Below are 17,473 nucleotides of genomic sequence, written 5' to 3'. Positions count from 1 at the left end.
AGCCCTGCAAGCAAATTTAGGCGCGGCAATACTGGCGCGGATTCTCTTAAATGAAACGTGAAAATTTCGTTTAAAGCATATTTTGAAACACAAGAAAGGGCCTTAAGGCCCTTTCTTGTGTTTCAGATGTTTAATCGTTACTGGGCTTGTTGATGGCCTGCAACACGTACTGCGGCATGGCAAATGCGCCCATGTGGACCTCGGGATTGTAGTAACGCGTCACGATGCCGCTGCCTGCGAAACGCTGACGCAGGGTTTCAAGCGGGAGCTTGCGGTACGCGCTGTCGGTGGAGCCCCACGCGAACGTCATCGCCCCACCAATGTAGGTTGGTACGGCGGCCTGATAAAAGTGCCAGTCAGCAAACAGGCTGCGCATGCGCCCGGCTGTGGTTTTCACTTCATCCAATTGCATGAAGGGCGTTCCGTTTTGCGTGACCAGAACACCGCCTTCGTTCAGGCAGCGATGGCAAGCCTGGTAAAAATTCTCCGAGAACAACACTTCACCCGGACCGATCGGGTCGGTGGAGTCCGAGATAATCACGTCAAATTTTTCTTCAGTGGTGGCCACAAAACGCATGCCGTCGTCGATCACCAGATTGAGGCGAGGATCGTCATAGGCGCCTTTGGAGTGGTTAGGCAAAAACGCTTTGCACATGTCCACGACCGTGCCGTCGATCTCGACCATGGTGATGTGTTCAATGCCGCGATGTTTGGTCACTTCACGCAACATGCCGCCGTCACCGCCACCAATGATCAGCACGCGCTTGACCGTACCGTGGGCCAAGATCGGCACGTGGGTGAGCATTTCGTGGTAGATGAATTCATCCGCTTCAGTGGTCTGAATGACGCCGTCCAGGGCCATCACGCGGCCCATAACCGGATTTTCGAAGATCACCAAATGCTGGTGTTCAGTGCGCACTTCGTGCAGCAACTTGTCCATACGGAAACGCTGACCATAGCCTTCGTACAGCGTTTCGAGATAGTCGTTTTTAACTTCGGTCATGGGAAGTCCCCTTGAATGCTGGTGGCAACGGACGGTCACCCGCCCATGATCGACAGTCAAACTGCACGCCGCACTGCGGCACACACGTTCAATTGCCCAAGAAAGGCGCGCATTCTACTTCGGGGAAGATGACAGGTCGAACCTTGACGCGGACAAACGCAGTGAACTGCCGCATTTTTGTGCGACAGCTCACTCAGCCAGGGTTAAATCCTGACATTGCCACGCGGACCGGCAATGGCCCAAATCACCAGCCCCAGCACCGGCAGGAAGATGATCAGCAACACCCAGAGAATTTTCATCCCGGTCTCAGCGCCACTTTTCAGCACGTTGATGATGGCCCAAATATCCAGAGCCAGAATGATCAGGCCAATCAGGCCGTTGAACGTGGAACCCATGATGACGCTCCTGAGTGAAGGGCTTGTTCACTTAGGATAGTCAGGCTTGGCCAGGGTTCCGTTATTTATTCCCTCTCAGGGCTTAAACGTGAACCGCCACTTTCAGTGCTTCGAGCGACGGCTCGGCATGGATACCGATTTCGGCACACAAGGCGAGTACGCGTGGCACATCATTGCCGTAGACCAGCACCACCTGAATTTCGTCATCCAGCAACTGACTGAGGTTCATCAGCACATAGCCGCCGTTTTCCGGATTCATGCTGCCCATTTGTATTTGAATACGATTCAAGGCCGTCAACGCTTCAGTCTTAGCCAACTGCTTGGGCTTGATGTTGAACGCCACGCCAGGGCCAAAAGACGCCACGATCTGTGCGAACAAATCCATGTAGGTGTCAGCCTGAAACAAAACAGTCTCTGGCAGGCTGCCAATCACCACCCATTCACCCAGCGGAATCGGGAAGGTGTCGTCGTAGTTGATATCCGGATTAGCAGCCAGAAACGCCTCAGGGTCGGCGTAAGCCTGAGCCGCTTCGTCGGCGATCTTGATGATTTCGTCCTCGCCCATACACCCCGAGCTGATTTTGCTGATGAGTTCAACGAGTGTGGTTTTCATGGGCACGGCCTGTCGCAGGGAAATTTGAGGGCGCGCAGGATATATCAATTGCGGCCCTCAAGGCAGGGCATCAGCCCAACAGCTTTTCAAGTTGGGCAGCCGAATCGGTCGCGCCCATGGTTTTGGCCGCATCCAGCGCGGTGATGCCATTGGCGTCCTTGGCTTTTGGATCTGCACCTTTACCGATCAGGTACTGAATGATTTCGGTGCGGTTGAACATCGCCGCCATCATTAGCGCAGTACGTCCGTCGAACGAAGCACCTTCAATGTCAGCACCGTTTTCGACCAATGTTTTGACCATCTCCAGATTGCCTTTGAACGCAGCACCGGCAATCGGGCTCTGACCATTGTCGTTGCGAATTTCAGGATCGGCCTTGTGTTCGAGCAGCACTTTCACTGCATCCACATGCCCGTGGTAACTGGCGAGCATCAGCAAGGTGTCGCCCTTGTGATTGCGCAGGTTCGCCGGCAAGCCTTTGCTCAGCAGTGCCGCCAGCATGGCCGCATCCCCTTCGCGGGCTTTATTGAACACCTGTTCGGCAAAATCGGCTGCTTCTTCCGGGGTCATCTGCCGGGGTTGATCTGCTGGGGTGGTGTCTGACATTTGAGGCTCCAGATGCGCTACAAAAAGAATGTAGTTTCCTGAGACGTGCCGGGTGTGTCATCCCTTTTTTACGCAAAGCAGCGATAGGCAAAAATTATCAGCCGTCATTTTCCCTTCAGCAAAAATCTGAATCGGGTTACCCCTTCAGAAATTGGGCAAAATGCAGGATGCACGATGGCCATTCATGCAGAATGCACGACGAGCAGTTTTTGACACAATCACAACCTATTGATTTATAAGGAATTTATAAAATATCGATAGTGGCACAATCACTGCAATACCTACTCCATGCAAGCCCTTCATGAGCTAATGGAGCTGAAAGACATGAGCATGATTCAAGAAAAATTCGCATCGCTGTTCTCGAACTACACCGTCACCACCAAAGCCCGCCCGGATGGTGGTGTGTTGCTGACGCTGTGTGACAGTGATGGCAAGCAGACCCAGCGCTCTATTTCTTACGCTCAACTGCACACAGCCGAGCAACTGACGTGGGTGATCAGCGCGATTCGCCGTGACCTCGCGGGCCAGGCCAGTGAATTGCCAACGATTTCGCTGTTGCAAAGCCAGAACCGCTTTGCTCTGCCGACGTACCACAACGCCTGAGTCCCCCTCAGAACTTAAAAAGCCAGCACACGCTAACAAAGCGCCTGCTGGCTTTTTATTGCCTCGCTTTTATTGCCCCGCTCGTCTTCAGACCTTTGGCGGGTCGATCTCGGCAAAACTACGCACTGTTTTATGTCCCGTCAGCTCGCCACCGTCACGCGCCAGGCCGCACGTTTGCATGCCTGCCTCTTGCGCGGCATTCAACTCTTCGACGATGTCGGAGAGAAACAGAATTTTCCCCGCCGGGCAGCCAATGGCTTCGGTAATGTGGCGATACGATTGCGCCTCACGTTTGGGCCCCGACGTGGTGTCGAAATACCCGCTGAACAGCGGGGTCAGGTCGCCCGCCTCCGAGCAGCCAAAAATTAATTTCTGCGCCTGAATCGAACCCGACGAATAGACGTACAGCGCGTACCCCTGATCGTGCCAGGCCTTGAGCGCCGCTACGGCGTCAGGGTAAACGTGCCCCTTCAGCTCGCCCGCTTCATAGCCCTGCTTCCAGATCATCCCTTGCAACGCTTTAAGCGGCGTGGCCTTGCGATCCTCGGCGATCCACTGCTGCAGGATTTCAATCACCCGTTCCACGTCGGCCTCGGGCTCCCCGCTGTCCAGGCGCACAGCCCCCAGCTGCATCGCGACATCCGGGTCTTCTGCGTGCTCGCGAATGAAGGCAGGCAGGTGTTTGGCCGCGTAGGGAAACAACACGTCGAAGACGAAACTCACTGCGCTGGTGGTGCCTTCAATATCGGTCAGGATGGCTTTGATGGGCATGCGAACTCCTTAATCTTCGAGGCGCGGAAAGCGGCTGGCGATGTCTTCACCGGTAAAGTTCGCAACCCAGCCTTCGGGGTTATTGAACAGGCGGATCGCGACAAAATGCGGGTGTTCACCCATGTCGAACCAGTGCGGCGTGCCTGCCGGGACCGAAATCAGGTCATTCTTTTCGCACAACACCGCGTACACATAGTCATTGATGTGCAGGGTAAACAGGCCACGTCCGGCAACGAAAAAGCGAACCTCATCTTCAGCATGGCGGTGCTCATCGAGGAATTTTGCGCGCAGTTCTGCTTTTTGCGGATGATCGCTGTTGAGGCTGATCACATCGACGGTGATGTACCCCCGCTCGCTCATCAACTGATCGATCTGCGGACGATAGGCGCTGATCACCTCGTCCTGACTGGCACCCGGCTGAATAGGCGCCGCCGCTTTCCAGCGGTCGAATCGCACGCCCTGCTCGGCGAGCGTGGCGGCGATGTCATCAAAGTGGGTCAACACTTTGTTCGGCAGCTCAGGGCTTGAAACGTGATAAACGGACAGACTGCTCATAGGGTGTAATTCCTCGGCTGCGGCACGCGCACAGCTTTTACAAACCGTTCGGCGTGCCGTTCAAATCTGGGGGACGGCGCTAATGGGCGACGTCGCATCAACGGTGGAGCACGGCGCGGGTTTTCAGTTCACATTCAAATAAAAACTCAAAGGCTTCGATCTGGCGCAGGGCGTCGCTCATGCAAGGCCCCCAGGTGTAGAGCCCATGCCCGCGAATCAGGTAACCCACACAGTCCGGATGCGCATCCAGCCAAGGCTGAACGTTACCGGCCAGGCGGGGAATGTCCTGATCGTTTTCGAAGATCGGCACCCGCACACGTGAAGCGTGAGTCGAAACCCCACTGAACGCCTTTTGCAGTTCGTAATCTTCAAACGTGATGCTGCCGCCGGGCGTCAAGCGCGAGAGCACGGTCGCATTCACCGAGTGGGTATGCAGCACCGCACCAATCTCCGGTCGCCAGTTATACAACTGAGTGTGCAGCAAGGTTTCGGCAGACGGTTTTTTACCGGGTTCGAGGCTGTTGCCCGCCATATCTGTCGCCAGTACATCGTCAAGGCCCAACTGGCCTTTGTGTTTACCTGATACGGTCAGCAGCGCTTCGCTTGCCGAGAGCCGGGTGGAATAGTTGCTGCTGGTGGCTGGGGACCAACCGCGGCCATATAAAAAGCGCCCGGCTTCGATGATTTCCAGGCTCAGGTGTTCACGGGTAAGGCTCATGGCCTGTCCTCTTGCAGTCGAGTGGCAATGATAACGGCTGCGGCCAGCGCTGCGACGCTGGCCATACTAAAGGTGATAGTCGAGCCGAGGCTGTTCCAGCTGTACCCGGCGTAGAGCGCGCCTGCGGCCCCTCCGATACCGGCCAGCGTCGCGTAGAGTGCCTGCCCCTGCCCTTGCTGGCCCGGCCCGAAACTGCGCTGCACAAAGGTCATGGCCGCCGCATGAAAACTGCCGAAGGTCGCGGCATGCAGAACCTGCGCGAGCAACAGCAACCAAAGGTATTGCGCAAACGAGCCCAGCAACAGCCAGCGTGCGCCAGCCAGCAAAAAACTGAACAGCAGCACACGGCGTACCGAAAAACGCAACAGGATCCGGCGCATGGCCATGAACATCAGCACTTCGGCCACGACACCCAGCGCCCACAGCAGCCCGATAATTCCACGGCTGTAGCCCAGCGACTCAAGGTGCAGGGTCAGGAAGGTGTAATACGGGCCATGGCTTAATTGCATCAGCGCCACACAGGCATAAAAGGCCAGTACCCCGGGGCTGCGCAACTGCTTCAAAAAACCGCCAGCCAACGGCGTGCGGCCGGCGCTGGACGGTTGCGCATTGGGTACCCAGAGGCTGCACAGCACAATCCCGGCCATCACCACGATCAGCGTCACCGGGTACACATCCAGGCTTAGGCCTTCAAACACCCGCCCCAGAATCACCACCGTCAGGATGAAACCCACTGACCCCCACAAGCGGATCTGGCTATAGCGCTCGGGTTGCTCACGCAGATGAGCAAAGGTGATGACTTCAAATTGCGGCAGCACTGCGTGCCAGAAGAACGCATGCAGGGCCATGACCAGCGCCAGCCAGGCATAACTCTTGCTGACAAAAATCAGTGCAAAGCTGAGCAAGGTACAGAGTGCACCCACGCGCACGATCAACAGGCGCTGGCCCGTGTAGTCCCCCAGCCAGCCCCATAGATTGGGGGCTACGCAGCGCATCAGCATGGGGATCGCCACCAGCTCGCCAATGCGCGCGCTGGAGAAACCGAGGTAATGGAAATACAACGCCAAAAAAGGCGCCGTGGCGCCCAGTAACGCGAAATAGAAAAGATAGAAACCGGACAGTCGCCAGTAAGGAAGTGTCGCCACCGTCGTCAGACCGTGGCGCTCAACAGTTCCGGCATTACAACTGGCCCAACACAGGCGTGCTGACACGCACGTCGGCGTTCTGCCCACGATGACGCAACAAATGGTCCATCAACACAATGGCCATCATTGCTTCTGCGATGGGCGTGGCGCGGATGCCAACACAGGGGTCGTGACGGCCTTTGGTGATGACATCCACCGGGTTGCCGTGCACGTCAATCGAACGGCCCGGCGTGGTAATGCTCGACGTCGGTTTGAGGGCCAAATGCGCGACGATGGGCTGGCCGGAGGAAATGCCGCCCAGAATGCCCCCGGCATTGTTGCTGAGGAACCCTTCAGGCGTCATCTCGTCGCGGTGTTCGGTGCCACGCTGGGCGACGCTGGCAAACCCGGCGCCAATTTCAATGCCCTTCACGGCGTTGATACTCATCAATGCATGGGCCAGCTCAGCATCCAGACGGTCAAAGATCGGCTCGCCCAAGCCCGGAATTACCCCTTCAGCCACGACGGTGATTTTAGCCCCGACCGAGTCCTGATCGCGGCGCAACTGATCCATATAGGCTTCGAGCTCGGGCACCTTGTCCGGGTCAGGGCTGAAGAAGGCGTTTTCTTCAACGCAATCCCAGGTTTTGAACGGGATTTCAATCGGACCCAGTTGGCTCATATAGCCGCGAATCACAATGCCCTGAGTGGCCAGGTACTTCTTGGCGATAGCACCGGCAGCCACGCGCATGGCGGTTTCGCGGGCCGAACTGCGGCCACCGCCACGGTAGTCGCGCTCGCCATACTTGTGGTGATAGGTGTAATCGGCATGGGCCGGTCGAAACAGGTCTTTGATCGCCGAGTAGTCCTTGGACTTCTGGTCGGTGTTACGGATCAGCAGGCCAATGGCGCAGCCGGTGGTGCGGCCTTCAAAAACGCCGGAGAGGATTTCGACTTCGTCTGCTTCCTGACGCTGCGTGGTGTGGCGACTGGTGCCCGGCTTGCGGCGGTCCAGGTCACGCTGCAAATCTTCAAGGGACAGCTCAAGCCCTGGCGGGCAGCCATCGACAATGGCGACCAACGCCGGGCCATGGCTTTCGCCAGCGGTGGTGACAGTGAACAGCTTGCCGTAGGTATTGCCGGACATGCAGGACGCTCCGTGAAAATCAGCCGATCGGACTCAGCCGGGATAACTAAGCGCGCCAGTATACGCAGGCTGCCCCAGTAGTTCATCCTCGAACCTTATTCATCCGGGTTTGTCCAACCGGCACTCCGTTATAGATGGCGAAATGATGCTCAGGATTCTGCTAGTGGTACTCACCCTTTTCAGTGGCGTGGCAACTGCCGCTGCCCCCTCGGTGCTGTTGCGCCCTATCGAGCTGAACACGCCCACCGGCACGCTGTATGGCTCGCTGGTTTTGCCCAAAAGCGACAAGCCGGTGCCCGTGGTACTGATCATTGCCGGTTCGGGGCCCACTGACCGCAACGGCAACAATACCCAGGGCGGTCGCAATGACAGCCTGAAGAAACTGGCGTGGCACCTTGCGCAAAACAATATTGCCAGCGTGCGTTTCGACAAGCGCGGGATCGCCGAAAGCCGGCCCGCCGCCCCAGACGAGCGCACCCTCAACCTTGACCAATACGTGACCGACGCTGTGGCCTGGGGCAACAAGCTCAAGGCCGATCCTCGCTTTGCCGATGTATTTATACTCGGGCACAGCGAAGGCGCACTGATTGCCAGCCTCGCGGCACCCGGCATGGACGCCGCAGGGGTCATCTCCATTGCCGGCACGGCGCGGCCTGTGGGCCAGGTGTTGCGCGAACAATTGCAACGCAACAATATGCCCCCTGCCTTGCTGCAACGTAGCTTCGAACTGATTCACGCCCTCGAAAGCGGACGCACTGACGACAATGTGCCTGAAGCCCTGCACGTGATTTTCCGTCCCAGCGTGCAGCCCTACCTGATCAGCCTGTTGCGCTACGACCCGGCCAAGGCATTCGCCGCACTGAAAATGCCTGCGTTAATTATTCAGGGCACCCACGACATTCAGGTCGACGTCAACGATGCGCGCCTGCTAAAAGCGGCCAAGCCTGATGCCGATCTGGCACTGATCGACGGCATGAACCATGTGATGCGCATCGTCCCGATGGACATCAAGCGTCAAGTGCAGTCTTACAACGACCCCAACCAGCGATTATCCAGCGAACTGGGTGACAAAATTGTGCGCTTTGTCACTAAAGTCATCGATCGCTGAGCCGACCGCCCTCCAGTCCTGCGCATAACGGCCGATACGTTTATGTCGGCAGCCTTTGCTTTGCCGGCATACCGGGCTTGCACAGGATTTTGCCGTTATGACCGACACCCCACAAAAACCCGCTGAAACTCAAGAGCCGGCGCCCCCACAAGCGCCGCCATTGCCGTGGGCAGAGGTGCAACCCGAGCAGTTCAAAATGCTGCGGCTTGCCCCCCTGCAAACGGACCGCAACACCGGCGGACGGCCGCTGCGCTTCGTGCAGTTCGGCTATGCCGAGCGCCATAACAAAGAACACAGCCTGTTACGCATGAGCATCCTGTTGCCGGGGCAACGCGCGCGCAAAGAACAAAACCAGCTCGACATCTGGGTCAACCATGAGACCCAGCGTGTCAGCATCAGCCCTGACAGTGGCCTGCAAGTGGAGCCGTGGAACCGCGGCATCGGCCGCTTCCTCATGGCCCAAGGCATTTTGTGGAGCCAGAAAAAATGGTCGAAATACCGCGTCGACGGCATGCCGCTGGCCAGCAAAGACGCGCTGAACGAAGACACGCGTCTGCGTCGTGACCATTTTTTACGCATGCATGGATTTGATGTGGTGTATGCCGATGCCCAGCATTTGAAAGCCAGCATCGAAGACGTACAGGTGGGCGAGTTGCTGAACAACTGGAACACTGAAAAAGTGCAGTTCGTGGAAATCCTTGAAGCCGCACAAATGCTGCAACAGGCCGAGCAAACCTTGCAGGAACAGGAAGTCAAACTGCGGGAGAAAGAAGAGAAAGTCAGCAAGTTCCAGCGCGAAGACACGGGGTTGCGTTTCACCATCACCTGCCTGGTGGCCTTCGCGGTGTTTCAGGCGGGGCTGTTGATCTGGATTGCAACACACCGCTGAGCACACCCTGTGAATGCCGGCCACATCGGCGGGGAAACACCCCGCCTGATGCCGCCAGCAACCCTTGGGCCGGGTTACACCCGCGAGGCGAACAACGCCTGATGATCGCGGCACTGTTCGGCAGTAAGCATGAACACGCCGTGACCGCCGCGCTCAAAGTCGAGCCAGGCAAAATCCACTTCCGGGTACAGCGACTCAACGTGAACCTGGCTGTTGCCCACTTCCACGATCAACAGGCCTTTTTCGGTCAAGTGATCGGCAGCCTCGGCCAGCATGCGCCGCACCAGATTCAGGCCATCGTCTCCGCATGCCAACCCAAGCTCGGGTTCGTGCTGGTATTCCGCTGGCATGTCAGCGAAATCTTCCGCATCCACATACGGCGGGTTGGACACAATCAGGTCGAAGCGCTGACCCGGCAGGCCGTCGAAGCCATCGCCCTGAACGGTGTAGACACGCTCATCGACGCCGTGACGTTCAATGTTCTGATTAGCCACTTCAAGGGCTTCGAACGATAGATCCGCCAGCACCACTTCCGCTTTTTGAAACTCATAGGCGCAAGCGATGCCGATACAGCCCGAGCCCGTGCACAGATCCAGAATGCGCGCAGGTTCGGCTGCCAGCCATGGCTCAAACCGTTTTTCAATCAACTCGCCAATCGGCGAGCGCGGGATCAGGACGCGCTCGTCGACGATGAAAGACATTCCGCAAAACCAGGCCTCGCCCAACAAGTAAGCGGTCGGTACGCGCTCTTCAATACGACGCTTCAACAAATGTTGCAGGTTGACCAGCTCGTCGTCTTCAAGACGGCAGTCCAGGTAGCTGTCAGCGATTTCCCACGGCAGGTTCAACGCACCCAGCACCAGTTGGCGGGCTTCGTCCCACGCGTTATCGGTGCCATGACCGAAGAACAGCTCTTCCCCATGAAAATGGCTGACGGCCCAACGAATATGGTCGCGCAGTGTGCGCAGACGGGAAGTGATCAACGGACTTACTCCTCAAAATCGACCGACGATTCTATCAGCCAAAACACGGCGCGGCCAAAGTTGTGCCCGGCGGTCGAACGTACTTGCGCAATTGCCCGTCTCCACACCCAACCTTGCCCTGTTTTGCACATTGCGTGGCCGGGAATGTAGCTATTGACTTGGCTACAGCCCAGCAACCACGCTGCTTTCAAGAATGGCCATTCACATAAACGCTCCGCCAGTGGAGAATGTCGCAAAAGCCCCACTCAAAGGAGCCCCGAATGCCTGCTTTAAAAACGATGTTTCAACTGACTGGACGTGGTTATGCCGCCGCCACTCTGAACAATGCCAGCCTGCTGATCATCGATGCGCAAAACGAGTACCTGAGCGGTCCGCTGGCCTTGTCCGGCATGCCCGCTGCCACCGCCAACATCGCGCTTCTACTGGACGCCGCCCGCAAAGCCAAACGCCCCGTGGTTCATATTCGCCATTTGGGCACGGTTGGCGGCATGTTTGACCCGCAAGGCGAGCGCGGTGAATTCATCAAAGGCCTGGAGCCGCAAGGTGACGAGGTCATTATCGAAAAACGCATGCCCAATGCGTTCAACGACACCGGTTTGCAAAAAGCGCTCGAGAACCTGGGGTCTCTGGACGTGATCGTCTGCGGCTTCATGAGTCATTCCAGCGTCAGCACCACGGTGCGGGCGGCCAAGGACTACGGCTTTCGCTGCACGCTGGTGGAGGACGCCTGCGCCACCCGCGACCTGCCGACCCGCGACGGCATCATCCCGGCCGCCGACGTGCAACGCACCGAAATGGCCATCATGAATGACAACTTCGCCACCCTTGCCCGCACGCTTGATCTGATTTGATCTGACGTTCTGCTGATAGGCGGCGGATGCTGACCGCCTATCTGTAAGCCTCCTTTCCTACACGTATAACATCTATTTCCTATCCCACTCAGGAACAAGATGCGACTCTCCCTGTCGAAGGCCCGATACTCTTTAAGGAAAGATCGGAATGAAGATCTCCGATGGTTTTGATGCGCGACGTTTACGCCCCAAAAGCCCCAGCAACTGGCGTTCTCGCGTCGTACTGACGATTGCTGCGCTGATCACGGTATGTGGCTTGCTGATGGCACTGACCGGCATGGCAAGCCTGGTCGGGCACTCACCGGCGCTGGGTGAGCTCAACGCCAGCCCGGCGGGCGCTGCCTTGATCACGGGGCTGGGCCTGCTGGTCACCTGGTTGGGGACCTGGATGTGGCGTCGACGCCGTCGCTACATGCGCCAACCGCTCGGGTTGAGTATGTCTGCACACTTGATGAAAAAGCACGATTAGGCCAGATCTGCCGCACGCAGGGTGTCGACTTGGGTAAACTAGCGGCCCTTCGCGGAGGCTGACATGCAAGACGACGATTTTTCCCTGTTCAAAAACGAGATCCGCGGCGTTAAGCCGATCAAGCACGATCGCGCTGACACAGGCAAACCCAAAGCTGACCGCGCGCAACTGGCCAAGTTGCGCCAACACGCGATTGTGCGCAGCAATGAAACGATCATTGACGGTTTGTCCGATCAGTTTGTGATCGATGTCGGGCCTGAAGACCACTTGCACTGGTCGCGAGACGGCGTGCAAGAAAGCCAGATGCGCAAGCTCAAACTGGGCCAGATCAGCTTTGAAGGCAGCCTTGACCTGCACGGCATGACGGTCGAAAAAGCCCGCGAAACGTTGTGGGCCTTTTTGGCCGAAGCGACCCAGCTTGAAGTGCGCTGCGTGCGCGTCACCCACGGCAAAGCGGTGCGCCTTGACGGCAAACGCCCCATGATCAAAAGCCACGTCAACACGTGGTTGCGCCAGCACAGCAAAGTACTGGGCTTTTGTTCGTGCCAGGCCAAACACGGCGGCGCAGGTGCAGTTTACGTCATGCTCAAGCGCACCATGATGGAAGGCCGCGACGAGTAGGCGCTCAACAAAAGGGCCGCAAGCGCGACACACCACGCGCCCAGGCCCGATGCCCTAAACGTCTTTTTTGTATAACTTTCCGCCTTTCATAATCAATTTGATGCTGGTTTGCGGCGTCTTCAAAAAATCCAGGCTCACGGTGGGATCGCCATCGACGATTAACAAATCGGCCAATGCACCCACTTCAATACAGCCCAACTTGCCAGGATAAGGATTACGCGCTCCCGACATGCCCAGCAGCGCAGCATTGTCGCGCGTTGCCATGTTCAGCACGTCATGCGGCGCATAAAAGCGGGTCATTTTTGCAAGTTGCCTGCCCTGGGTGACGGTATTTTGCGGATTGAACAACACATCCGTTCCCCACGCCGTTTTGATATTAAACCGCTGCGCCCATTCATAAGCACGCAGTGTCCCGGTGGCCACCACCCGCTGTGATTCCCGACGCGCCGGGTCGGGGTACACATTGGCATCCTCATCCTGAAGAAAAGGCTGAAGGCTCCACCAAATGTCGTGATCGGCCATCATTCGCACGGTGTCCTCATCCGCGAGCTGTCCGTGCTCGATGGATTTAACCCCGGCCCGTATGGCGCGCTGAATACTGCGCGGCGTATAGGCATGCACCATGACATACGTCCCCCAGTCCGCAGCGGCCTCAACCGCCATGCGCAATTCCGACTCCAGAAACTGAGTGCTGTCCAGAGGATCGTGAAAGGATGCCACCCCGCCGCCCGCCATGAGCTTTATCTGCGACGCGCCGAGCATGAGTTGCTCACGCACACGCCGGAGTACTTCTGAATCGCCATCTGCTATCGAGGCGGCGCCCATCTGTTCGGCAACGCTGACAGGGGTCAAACCACTGCGTGGCACTTCCGACCGCTGCCTGAAATCGCCATGGCCCGAAGTCTGCGAAATCATGGCACCTGAAGGGTAAATACGGGGGCCCACCACAATCCCCTCGTCGATTGCACGTTTCAATGCGAATGCAGGCCCACCCGGGTCGCGTACAGATGTAAAACCGCGCATCAAGGTGCGCTCGGCCTCACGTGCAGCGACCAGGTGCACATAAGCAGGATCGGCTGTCATCGCATCCATCTGGGTGATGCCTGCCAAGGTGGTGTGCCAATGCGCGTCAATCAGCCCGGGGATGAGCACCAGTCCCCGGCAATCAATGACAACCGCGTCCTCAATCGACGTCCCTGCCGGCACTATCGCCTCGATGGCCGCCCCCTTTATGAGGACGTCCACGTGCTCGCGAAGCGTGGACGTGCCATCAAATAAGCGCAGTCGGGTGAGCCGGATCATGGGGTTGATTGAGGCGTCGGCACCTGCGAGGTGCCCCAGGGGAATCAGCGCGGGGTATTGAACGCGGTTTGCACCCGTGCCGCCATACGCTTGCTTGCGGGCACAATCAGTCATGATTCGATCATGAAATGCCTGGATCTGGGGCGAATGACAGGTGCAGACAGGGTGTTCCTCACGCTCGATGAAACACGCCGCGCGCAGATGAGAACAAGCAGACATGCCGTACCTCATACCTTGGACATTTAGGGTTACAGGGATTGATCCCAATTAATCATCAGAAAACTGAACACAGCAAACCCGACCACAACCAGCGCAAGGATATGCCCGGCCTTTATTCGTTTTTTCATGGGCATCCTCCTGTGAGTCATTCTCTCGTCACTCGGCTCCAGGCCCCATACAGCCCGGACATGCGCGAGGGGCAATCAACGCCTGATGCACCAGATTAGTGGACTCCAGCGGGTTTGCACTGAATGCGTGAAGCTTTTCTCCCTCGCTCTACGCATTCACACCCTTCGATTACGTAGCACGCCCCCGCAAAATGAAAATCAGGTCACACCGCCAATACACCTGCACGCACTCCTGGGCTACCATGTGCCCCCTGGCAGGCATGAACCCTGCGTTTATCGCCAATCATCTGGGCCACCGCGTACAAAGTGTGTGATCCACTGCCGCAATATGGCTGAATTCCAGTACACCCTGGAGCGAGCTCGGGACACTCGCCAACAGCATGATTGGTACAAATTTGGTACAACCCGATGAGGTACCACGATGAAATCCGCACGGAATATAGCCCTGTGACATTGGAACAAAACTACACCGCCATCCTCGGTCAGCTTGGCGAAGACGTCTCGCGCGAAGGCCTGCTGGACACGCCAAAGCGTGCAGCGAAGGCCATGCAGTACCTTTGCCGCGGTTACGAGCAAACGCTGGAAGAAGTCACCAACGGTGCCCTGTTCAGCTCGGACAACAGCGAAATGGTACTGGTCAAGGACATCGAGCTGTATTCGCTGTGCGAACACCACTTGCTGCCTTTTATCGGCAAAGCACATGTGGCTTACATTCCGAGTGGCAAAGTGCTCGGGCTTTCGAAAGTCGCACGTATCGTGGACATGTATGCGCGCCGCTTGCAGATTCAGGAAAACCTGAGCCGCCAGATTGCTGATGCAGTGTTGCAAGTCACTGGCGCACTCGGCGTGGCCGTGGTGATTGAAGCCAAGCACATGTGCATGATGATGCGCGGTGTCGAGAAGCAGAACTCGTCGATGATCACGTCTGTGATGCTCGGTGAGTTTCGCGACAATGCCGCCACGCGCAGCGAGTTTCTCAGCCTGATCAAGTGAAATCCGCTCCCTGAAGAAACCGGCGCTCATCGCCGGTTTTTTTTCGCACCCGGTTTTCAGGTAAGCTGCGGGCCTTCTTTCTTGCCCATGAGGCTATTACTGTGTTTATCAAAGCGCTCCGCGTAGGCCTGGGCCAGCTGATTATCGCTGGCGATTTCCTGACCCGCCCCAGCAAAAAACAGCGCCCCGCCACCGCTCAGGCGCAGGTCGACCAAGCCGCCCAAGGCCTGACCCTGTACCAGTTCCACGCGTGCCCATTTTGCGTGAAGACCCGTCGCACGTTGCGCCGCCTGAATGTACCGGTCGCGTTGCGGGATGCAAAAAACAACGAGCAGGACCGTCAAACCCTGCTGGAACAAGGCGGCAAAATCAAAGTCCCTTGCTTGCGTATCGAGGAAGATGGCAAGACCACCTGGATGTACGAGTCCAACGTCATCATTGATTACCTCAACAACCGTTTCGCCAACGTGTAACACGCCAACACCGGCGGCTCCCGACGAGCACAAAAAAACCGGCACAGGGCCGGTTTTTTTGTACGCGGTTGTTTAACCCAGCATGGTCACGTGGCGCGGGTGACTGGCCACGCGTGCCAACCAGGCTTGAATGCTCGGGTAAGCCGCGAGATCAAAGCCACCCTGATGCGCGACGTGGGTGTAGGCATACAGCGTCACATCGGCAATCGAGTAGTGCTCACCCACCAGATACGGGGTGCGGGCCAGTTGCTGCTCCATCACGTCCAGCGCTTTATAACCGCGCTTTTGCAATGCGCGGTATTCCTCAATACGCGCCTGAGGCAGCCCCAGATAGAACTGAATGAAGCGCGCCACGGCGATGTAGGGTTCATGGCTGTACTGCTCGAAAAACTGCCACTGCAACACTTGGGTGCGCAAACGCGGCTCTGTCGGCAGAAACTCGCTACCGTCCGCGAGGTAATTGAGGATCGCGTTGGATTCCCACAGGCACGTCCCGTCCTCAAGCTCAAGGACCGGCACTTTGCCGTTGGGGTTTTTCGCCAGGAACGCCGGGGTTTCAGTCTCCCCATTGAGGATGTCCACTGACTGCCACTCGTACTCAAGCCCCAACAGGTGCAGCATCAGCTTGATTTTGTAGCAGTTGCCCGAGTTGTAATCGCCATAAACCTTAAGCATCCCGAACCCTCTATGCCGCCTCGGCGGCCTGTGCTTGACGAATGACGTTGGCCAGACGCTTGAGGCCCTCGTGCAAACGCTCCGGATCGATGTGGCTGAAGTTCAAACGCAAGCTACCGATGTTTTGGTCAGGCTCGGCAAAGAACGGTTCCCCCGGCATGAACGCGACATTCTGGTCCAGCGCCGGTTTGAGCAAGGTGCGGGTGTCGAGCGGCTGCTTGAGGGTCAGCCAGAAGAACAACCCGCCCTGCGGCACGTGCCAGTCGGCCAGGTCCGCGAAGTGTTCTTGCAATGCAGACTGAAAACCATCGCGGCGCACGCGGTAAAAGTCACGCAGTTCGGCCAAGTGATTGCGCATCTTTTCAGTGCCGATCCACTGCAACGCCTGCCACTGCCCTACACGGTTGGTGTGCAGGTCCGCCGATTGCTTGAGGCGCAGCAAGTGGGGGAACAAATCTGGGCTGGCGATCAGGAAACCCACGCGCAGACCCGGCAGCAGGGTTTTGGAGACCGTACCGGTGTAGATCCAGCTGGCCTTTTTCAAGCGGCTGACAATCGGTGTGGCACTGCCGCCGTCGAAATTCAGCTCGCGGTAGGGTTCGTCTTCAATCAATGTCACGCCGAACTCATCCAGCAGCGCTGCTACGGCATCGCGCTTGGCTTCGCTATAGCGCACGGCCGAGGGGTTCTGGAACGTCGGGATCAGGTAGATGAAGGCGGGGGTGTGTTTTTCCAGCTCGCTGCGCAGTGCCGCCAAATCGGGGCCGTCAGCCTGCAAGGGAAAGGTCAGGCACTGCGCGCCGAACAATTGAAAGATCTGCAAGGCCGCCAGATAGGTCGGCGCTTCGAGCATGATTTCAGTGCCCTTGTCGATGTACAGCTTGGCCGCCAGATCAAGGGCTTGCTGCGAACCGCTGAGCACCATGACCTGGCTGGCGTCGCAGTCAACGCCCAAGGCACGCGCTTCGGCCGCCAGCACTTCACGCAGCGCCGGCTCGCCTTCGCTCATGCCGTATTGACCCATCGAGGCCGGCATGTCGGCCCAGTCGACTTTGGGCAGCATTGCTTCAGCCGGTAGACCGCCTGCAAACGACATGACTTCCGGACGTTGGGCCGCAGCCAGAATTTCGCGAATCAAAGAACTTTTCAGGCGGGAAACACGTTCGGAGAAGGCCATACAGATCACCGGTAGCGGAAGTAATTAGAAATAAGTCAAACTGCTTGACCGA

21 protein-coding genes are annotated in these 17,473 nt (G+C 57.5%); 8 read left to right on the top strand and 13 right to left on the bottom strand.

Features of this window, described 5'->3' with window-relative positions; genetic code table 11:
- Positions 1-130 precede the first annotated feature (130 nt).
- The 4 genes from speE to CJF39_RS17925 form a co-directional block, all read right to left on the bottom strand.
- Positions 131-1,003: a polyamine aminopropyltransferase gene (speE, locus tag CJF39_RS17940; RefSeq protein WP_094994649.1), complete on the bottom strand. Its 873-nt coding sequence runs from the start codon at positions 1,001-1,003 to the stop codon at positions 131-133.
- A gap of 203 nt (positions 1,004-1,206) precedes the next feature.
- Positions 1,207-1,398: a PLDc N-terminal domain-containing protein gene (locus tag CJF39_RS17935; RefSeq protein ID WP_048366153.1), complete on the bottom strand. Its 192-nt coding sequence runs from the start codon at positions 1,396-1,398 to the stop codon at positions 1,207-1,209.
- Between the two features lie 82 nt (positions 1,399-1,480).
- Positions 1,481-2,011: a hypothetical protein gene (locus CJF39_RS17930; RefSeq protein WP_094994648.1), complete on the bottom strand. Its 531-nt coding sequence runs from the start codon at positions 2,009-2,011 to the stop codon at positions 1,481-1,483.
- Positions 2,012-2,081: 70 nt separating this feature from the next.
- The gene (locus CJF39_RS17925; protein ID WP_094994647.1) at positions 2,082-2,615 is read right to left on the bottom strand and encodes an ankyrin repeat domain-containing protein; all 534 of its coding nucleotides are present in this window, start codon (positions 2,613-2,615) and stop codon (positions 2,082-2,084) included.
- Between the two features lie 324 nt (positions 2,616-2,939).
- Between CJF39_RS17925 and CJF39_RS17920 the strand changes: the two genes are divergently transcribed.
- Positions 2,940-3,218: a DUF3509 domain-containing protein gene (locus CJF39_RS17920; RefSeq protein WP_047276189.1), complete on the top strand. Its 279-nt coding sequence runs from the start codon at positions 2,940-2,942 to the stop codon at positions 3,216-3,218.
- An 87-nt stretch (positions 3,219-3,305) separates the two neighbouring features.
- Here CJF39_RS17920 and mtnC read toward each other — a convergent pair whose 3' ends face one another.
- The 5 genes from mtnC to aroC all read right to left on the bottom strand — a co-directional run bounded on the left by mtnC (position 3,306) and on the right by aroC (position 7,533).
- The gene (gene mtnC / locus CJF39_RS17915) at positions 3,306-3,989 is read right to left on the bottom strand and encodes an acireductone synthase (protein ID WP_094994646.1); all 684 of its coding nucleotides are present in this window, start codon (positions 3,987-3,989) and stop codon (positions 3,306-3,308) included.
- Positions 3,990-3,998: 9 nt separating this feature from the next.
- Complete coding sequence (locus CJF39_RS17910; RefSeq protein WP_094994645.1) at positions 3,999-4,544, bottom strand: 1,2-dihydroxy-3-keto-5-methylthiopentene dioxygenase; 546 nt, start codon at positions 4,542-4,544, stop codon at positions 3,999-4,001.
- Positions 4,545-4,641: 97 nt separating this feature from the next.
- A complete protein-coding gene (locus CJF39_RS17905) occupies positions 4,642-5,262 on the bottom strand; it encodes a methylthioribulose 1-phosphate dehydratase (RefSeq protein ID WP_094994644.1) in 621 nt (206 codons plus the stop codon).
- Positions 5,259-6,407, bottom strand: coding sequence for an MFS transporter (locus tag CJF39_RS17900; RefSeq protein ID WP_094994643.1), 1,149 nt, complete (start codon positions 6,405-6,407; stop codon positions 5,259-5,261). Before CJF39_RS17900 ends, CJF39_RS17905 begins: the two co-directional genes overlap by 4 nt.
- A gap of 34 nt (positions 6,408-6,441) precedes the next feature.
- Positions 6,442-7,533 (bottom strand): chorismate synthase, encoded by a 1,092-nt coding sequence (aroC, locus tag CJF39_RS17895; protein ID WP_094994642.1) that lies wholly within the window; start codon positions 7,531-7,533, stop codon positions 6,442-6,444.
- Between the two features lie 142 nt (positions 7,534-7,675).
- On the opposite strand from aroC, the gene CJF39_RS17890 reads away from it, so the two are divergent.
- The gene (locus CJF39_RS17890; protein ID WP_094994641.1) at positions 7,676-8,641 is read left to right on the top strand and encodes an alpha/beta hydrolase; all 966 of its coding nucleotides are present in this window, start codon (positions 7,676-7,678) and stop codon (positions 8,639-8,641) included.
- Positions 8,642-8,738: 97 nt separating this feature from the next.
- The gene (locus CJF39_RS17885; protein WP_094994640.1) at positions 8,739-9,530 is read left to right on the top strand and encodes a hypothetical protein; all 792 of its coding nucleotides are present in this window, start codon (positions 8,739-8,741) and stop codon (positions 9,528-9,530) included.
- A 74-nt stretch (positions 9,531-9,604) separates the two neighbouring features.
- On the opposite strand, the gene prmB is transcribed toward CJF39_RS17885, so the two are convergent.
- Entirely contained in the window at positions 9,605-10,513 is a 909-nt protein-coding gene (prmB, locus tag CJF39_RS17880; protein ID WP_094994639.1) for a 50S ribosomal protein L3 N(5)-glutamine methyltransferase, read from the bottom strand.
- A 260-nt stretch (positions 10,514-10,773) separates the two neighbouring features.
- On the opposite strand from prmB, the gene CJF39_RS17875 reads away from it, so the two are divergent.
- From CJF39_RS17875 to CJF39_RS17865, 3 genes are all read left to right on the top strand, one after another.
- Positions 10,774-11,364 carry a cysteine hydrolase family protein gene (locus tag CJF39_RS17875; RefSeq protein ID WP_094994638.1) on the top strand — a complete coding sequence of 197 codons (591 nt, stop codon included), beginning with the start codon at positions 10,774-10,776 and terminating at the stop codon, positions 11,362-11,364.
- Between the two features lie 148 nt (positions 11,365-11,512).
- On the top strand, positions 11,513-11,833 hold the full coding sequence (locus CJF39_RS17870; protein ID WP_094994637.1) for a hypothetical protein: 321 nt from the start codon (positions 11,513-11,515) through the stop codon (positions 11,831-11,833).
- Between the two features lie 63 nt (positions 11,834-11,896).
- Complete coding sequence (locus CJF39_RS17865; protein ID WP_094994636.1) at positions 11,897-12,454, top strand: Smr/MutS family protein; 558 nt, start codon at positions 11,897-11,899, stop codon at positions 12,452-12,454.
- 54 nt (positions 12,455-12,508) lie between these two features.
- Here the strand turns inward: CJF39_RS17865 and CJF39_RS17860 are convergent, their stop codons facing one another.
- Positions 12,509-13,987 (bottom strand): metal-dependent hydrolase family protein, encoded by a 1,479-nt coding sequence (locus CJF39_RS17860; RefSeq protein WP_249275394.1) that lies wholly within the window; start codon positions 13,985-13,987, stop codon positions 12,509-12,511.
- Positions 13,988-14,550: 563 nt separating this feature from the next.
- Here CJF39_RS17860 and folE point away from each other — a divergent pair.
- Both folE and CJF39_RS17845 read left to right on the top strand, forming a co-directional pair.
- Positions 14,551-15,096, top strand: a complete 546-nt coding sequence (gene folE / locus CJF39_RS17850; protein ID WP_047276193.1) for a GTP cyclohydrolase I FolE — start codon at positions 14,551-14,553, stop codon at positions 15,094-15,096.
- Between the two features lie 101 nt (positions 15,097-15,197).
- Entirely contained in the window at positions 15,198-15,569 is a 372-nt protein-coding gene (locus CJF39_RS17845) for a glutathione S-transferase N-terminal domain-containing protein (protein ID WP_094994634.1), read from the top strand.
- Positions 15,570-15,641: 72 nt separating this feature from the next.
- Here the strand turns inward: CJF39_RS17845 and CJF39_RS17840 are convergent, their stop codons facing one another.
- Positions 15,642-16,244, bottom strand: coding sequence for a glutathione S-transferase family protein (locus tag CJF39_RS17840; RefSeq protein ID WP_094994633.1), 603 nt, complete (start codon positions 16,242-16,244; stop codon positions 15,642-15,644).
- A 10-nt stretch (positions 16,245-16,254) separates the two neighbouring features.
- On the bottom strand, positions 16,255-17,421 hold the full coding sequence (locus CJF39_RS17835) for a PLP-dependent aminotransferase family protein (protein WP_094994632.1): 1,167 nt from the start codon (positions 17,419-17,421) through the stop codon (positions 16,255-16,257).
- Positions 17,422-17,473: the final 52 nt, after the last annotated feature.

It is taken from the genome of Pseudomonas lundensis (assembly GCF_002269125.1).
GTDB classification, from domain to species: Bacteria; Pseudomonadota; Gammaproteobacteria; order Pseudomonadales; family Pseudomonadaceae; genus Aquipseudomonas; species Aquipseudomonas lundensis_A.
This window is presented reverse-complemented; position numbering and strand designations above follow the sequence as displayed.

Coding starts and splice junctions, on each gene's coding strand:
- CJF39_RS17870 (WP_094994637.1), top strand. CDS start 11,513: ATGAAGATCTCCGATGGTTTTGATGCGCGACGTTTACGCCCCAAAAGC.
- aroC (WP_094994642.1), bottom strand. CDS start 7,533: ATGTCCGGCAATACCTACGGCAAGCTGTTCACTGTCACCACCGCTGGC.
- CJF39_RS17885 (WP_094994640.1), top strand. CDS start 8,739: ATGACCGACACCCCACAAAAACCCGCTGAAACTCAAGAGCCGGCGCCC.
- speE (WP_094994649.1), bottom strand. CDS start 1,003: ATGACCGAAGTTAAAAACGACTATCTCGAAACGCTGTACGAAGGCTAT.
- CJF39_RS17925 (WP_094994647.1), bottom strand. CDS start 2,615: ATGTCAGACACCACCCCAGCAGATCAACCCCGGCAGATGACCCCGGAA.
- CJF39_RS17875 (WP_094994638.1), top strand. CDS start 10,774: ATGCCTGCTTTAAAAACGATGTTTCAACTGACTGGACGTGGTTATGCC.
- CJF39_RS17860 (WP_249275394.1), bottom strand. CDS start 13,987: ATGAGGTACGGCATGTCTGCTTGTTCTCATCTGCGCGCGGCGTGTTTC.
- CJF39_RS17890 (WP_094994641.1), top strand. CDS start 7,676: ATGATGCTCAGGATTCTGCTAGTGGTACTCACCCTTTTCAGTGGCGTG.
- CJF39_RS17910 (WP_094994645.1), bottom strand. CDS start 4,544: ATGAGCAGTCTGTCCGTTTATCACGTTTCAAGCCCTGAGCTGCCGAAC.
- CJF39_RS17930 (WP_094994648.1), bottom strand. CDS start 2,011: ATGAAAACCACACTCGTTGAACTCATCAGCAAAATCAGCTCGGGGTGT.
- CJF39_RS17840 (WP_094994633.1), bottom strand. CDS start 16,244: ATGCTTAAGGTTTATGGCGATTACAACTCGGGCAACTGCTACAAAATC.
- CJF39_RS17905 (WP_094994644.1), bottom strand. CDS start 5,262: ATGAGCCTTACCCGTGAACACCTGAGCCTGGAAATCATCGAAGCCGGG.
- CJF39_RS17935 (WP_048366153.1), bottom strand. CDS start 1,398: ATGGGTTCCACGTTCAACGGCCTGATTGGCCTGATCATTCTGGCTCTG.
- CJF39_RS17865 (WP_094994636.1), top strand. CDS start 11,897: ATGCAAGACGACGATTTTTCCCTGTTCAAAAACGAGATCCGCGGCGTT.
- CJF39_RS17920 (WP_047276189.1), top strand. CDS start 2,940: ATGAGCATGATTCAAGAAAAATTCGCATCGCTGTTCTCGAACTACACC.
- CJF39_RS17835 (WP_094994632.1), bottom strand. CDS start 17,421: ATGGCCTTCTCCGAACGTGTTTCCCGCCTGAAAAGTTCTTTGATTCGC.
- mtnC (WP_094994646.1), bottom strand. CDS start 3,989: ATGCCCATCAAAGCCATCCTGACCGATATTGAAGGCACCACCAGCGCA.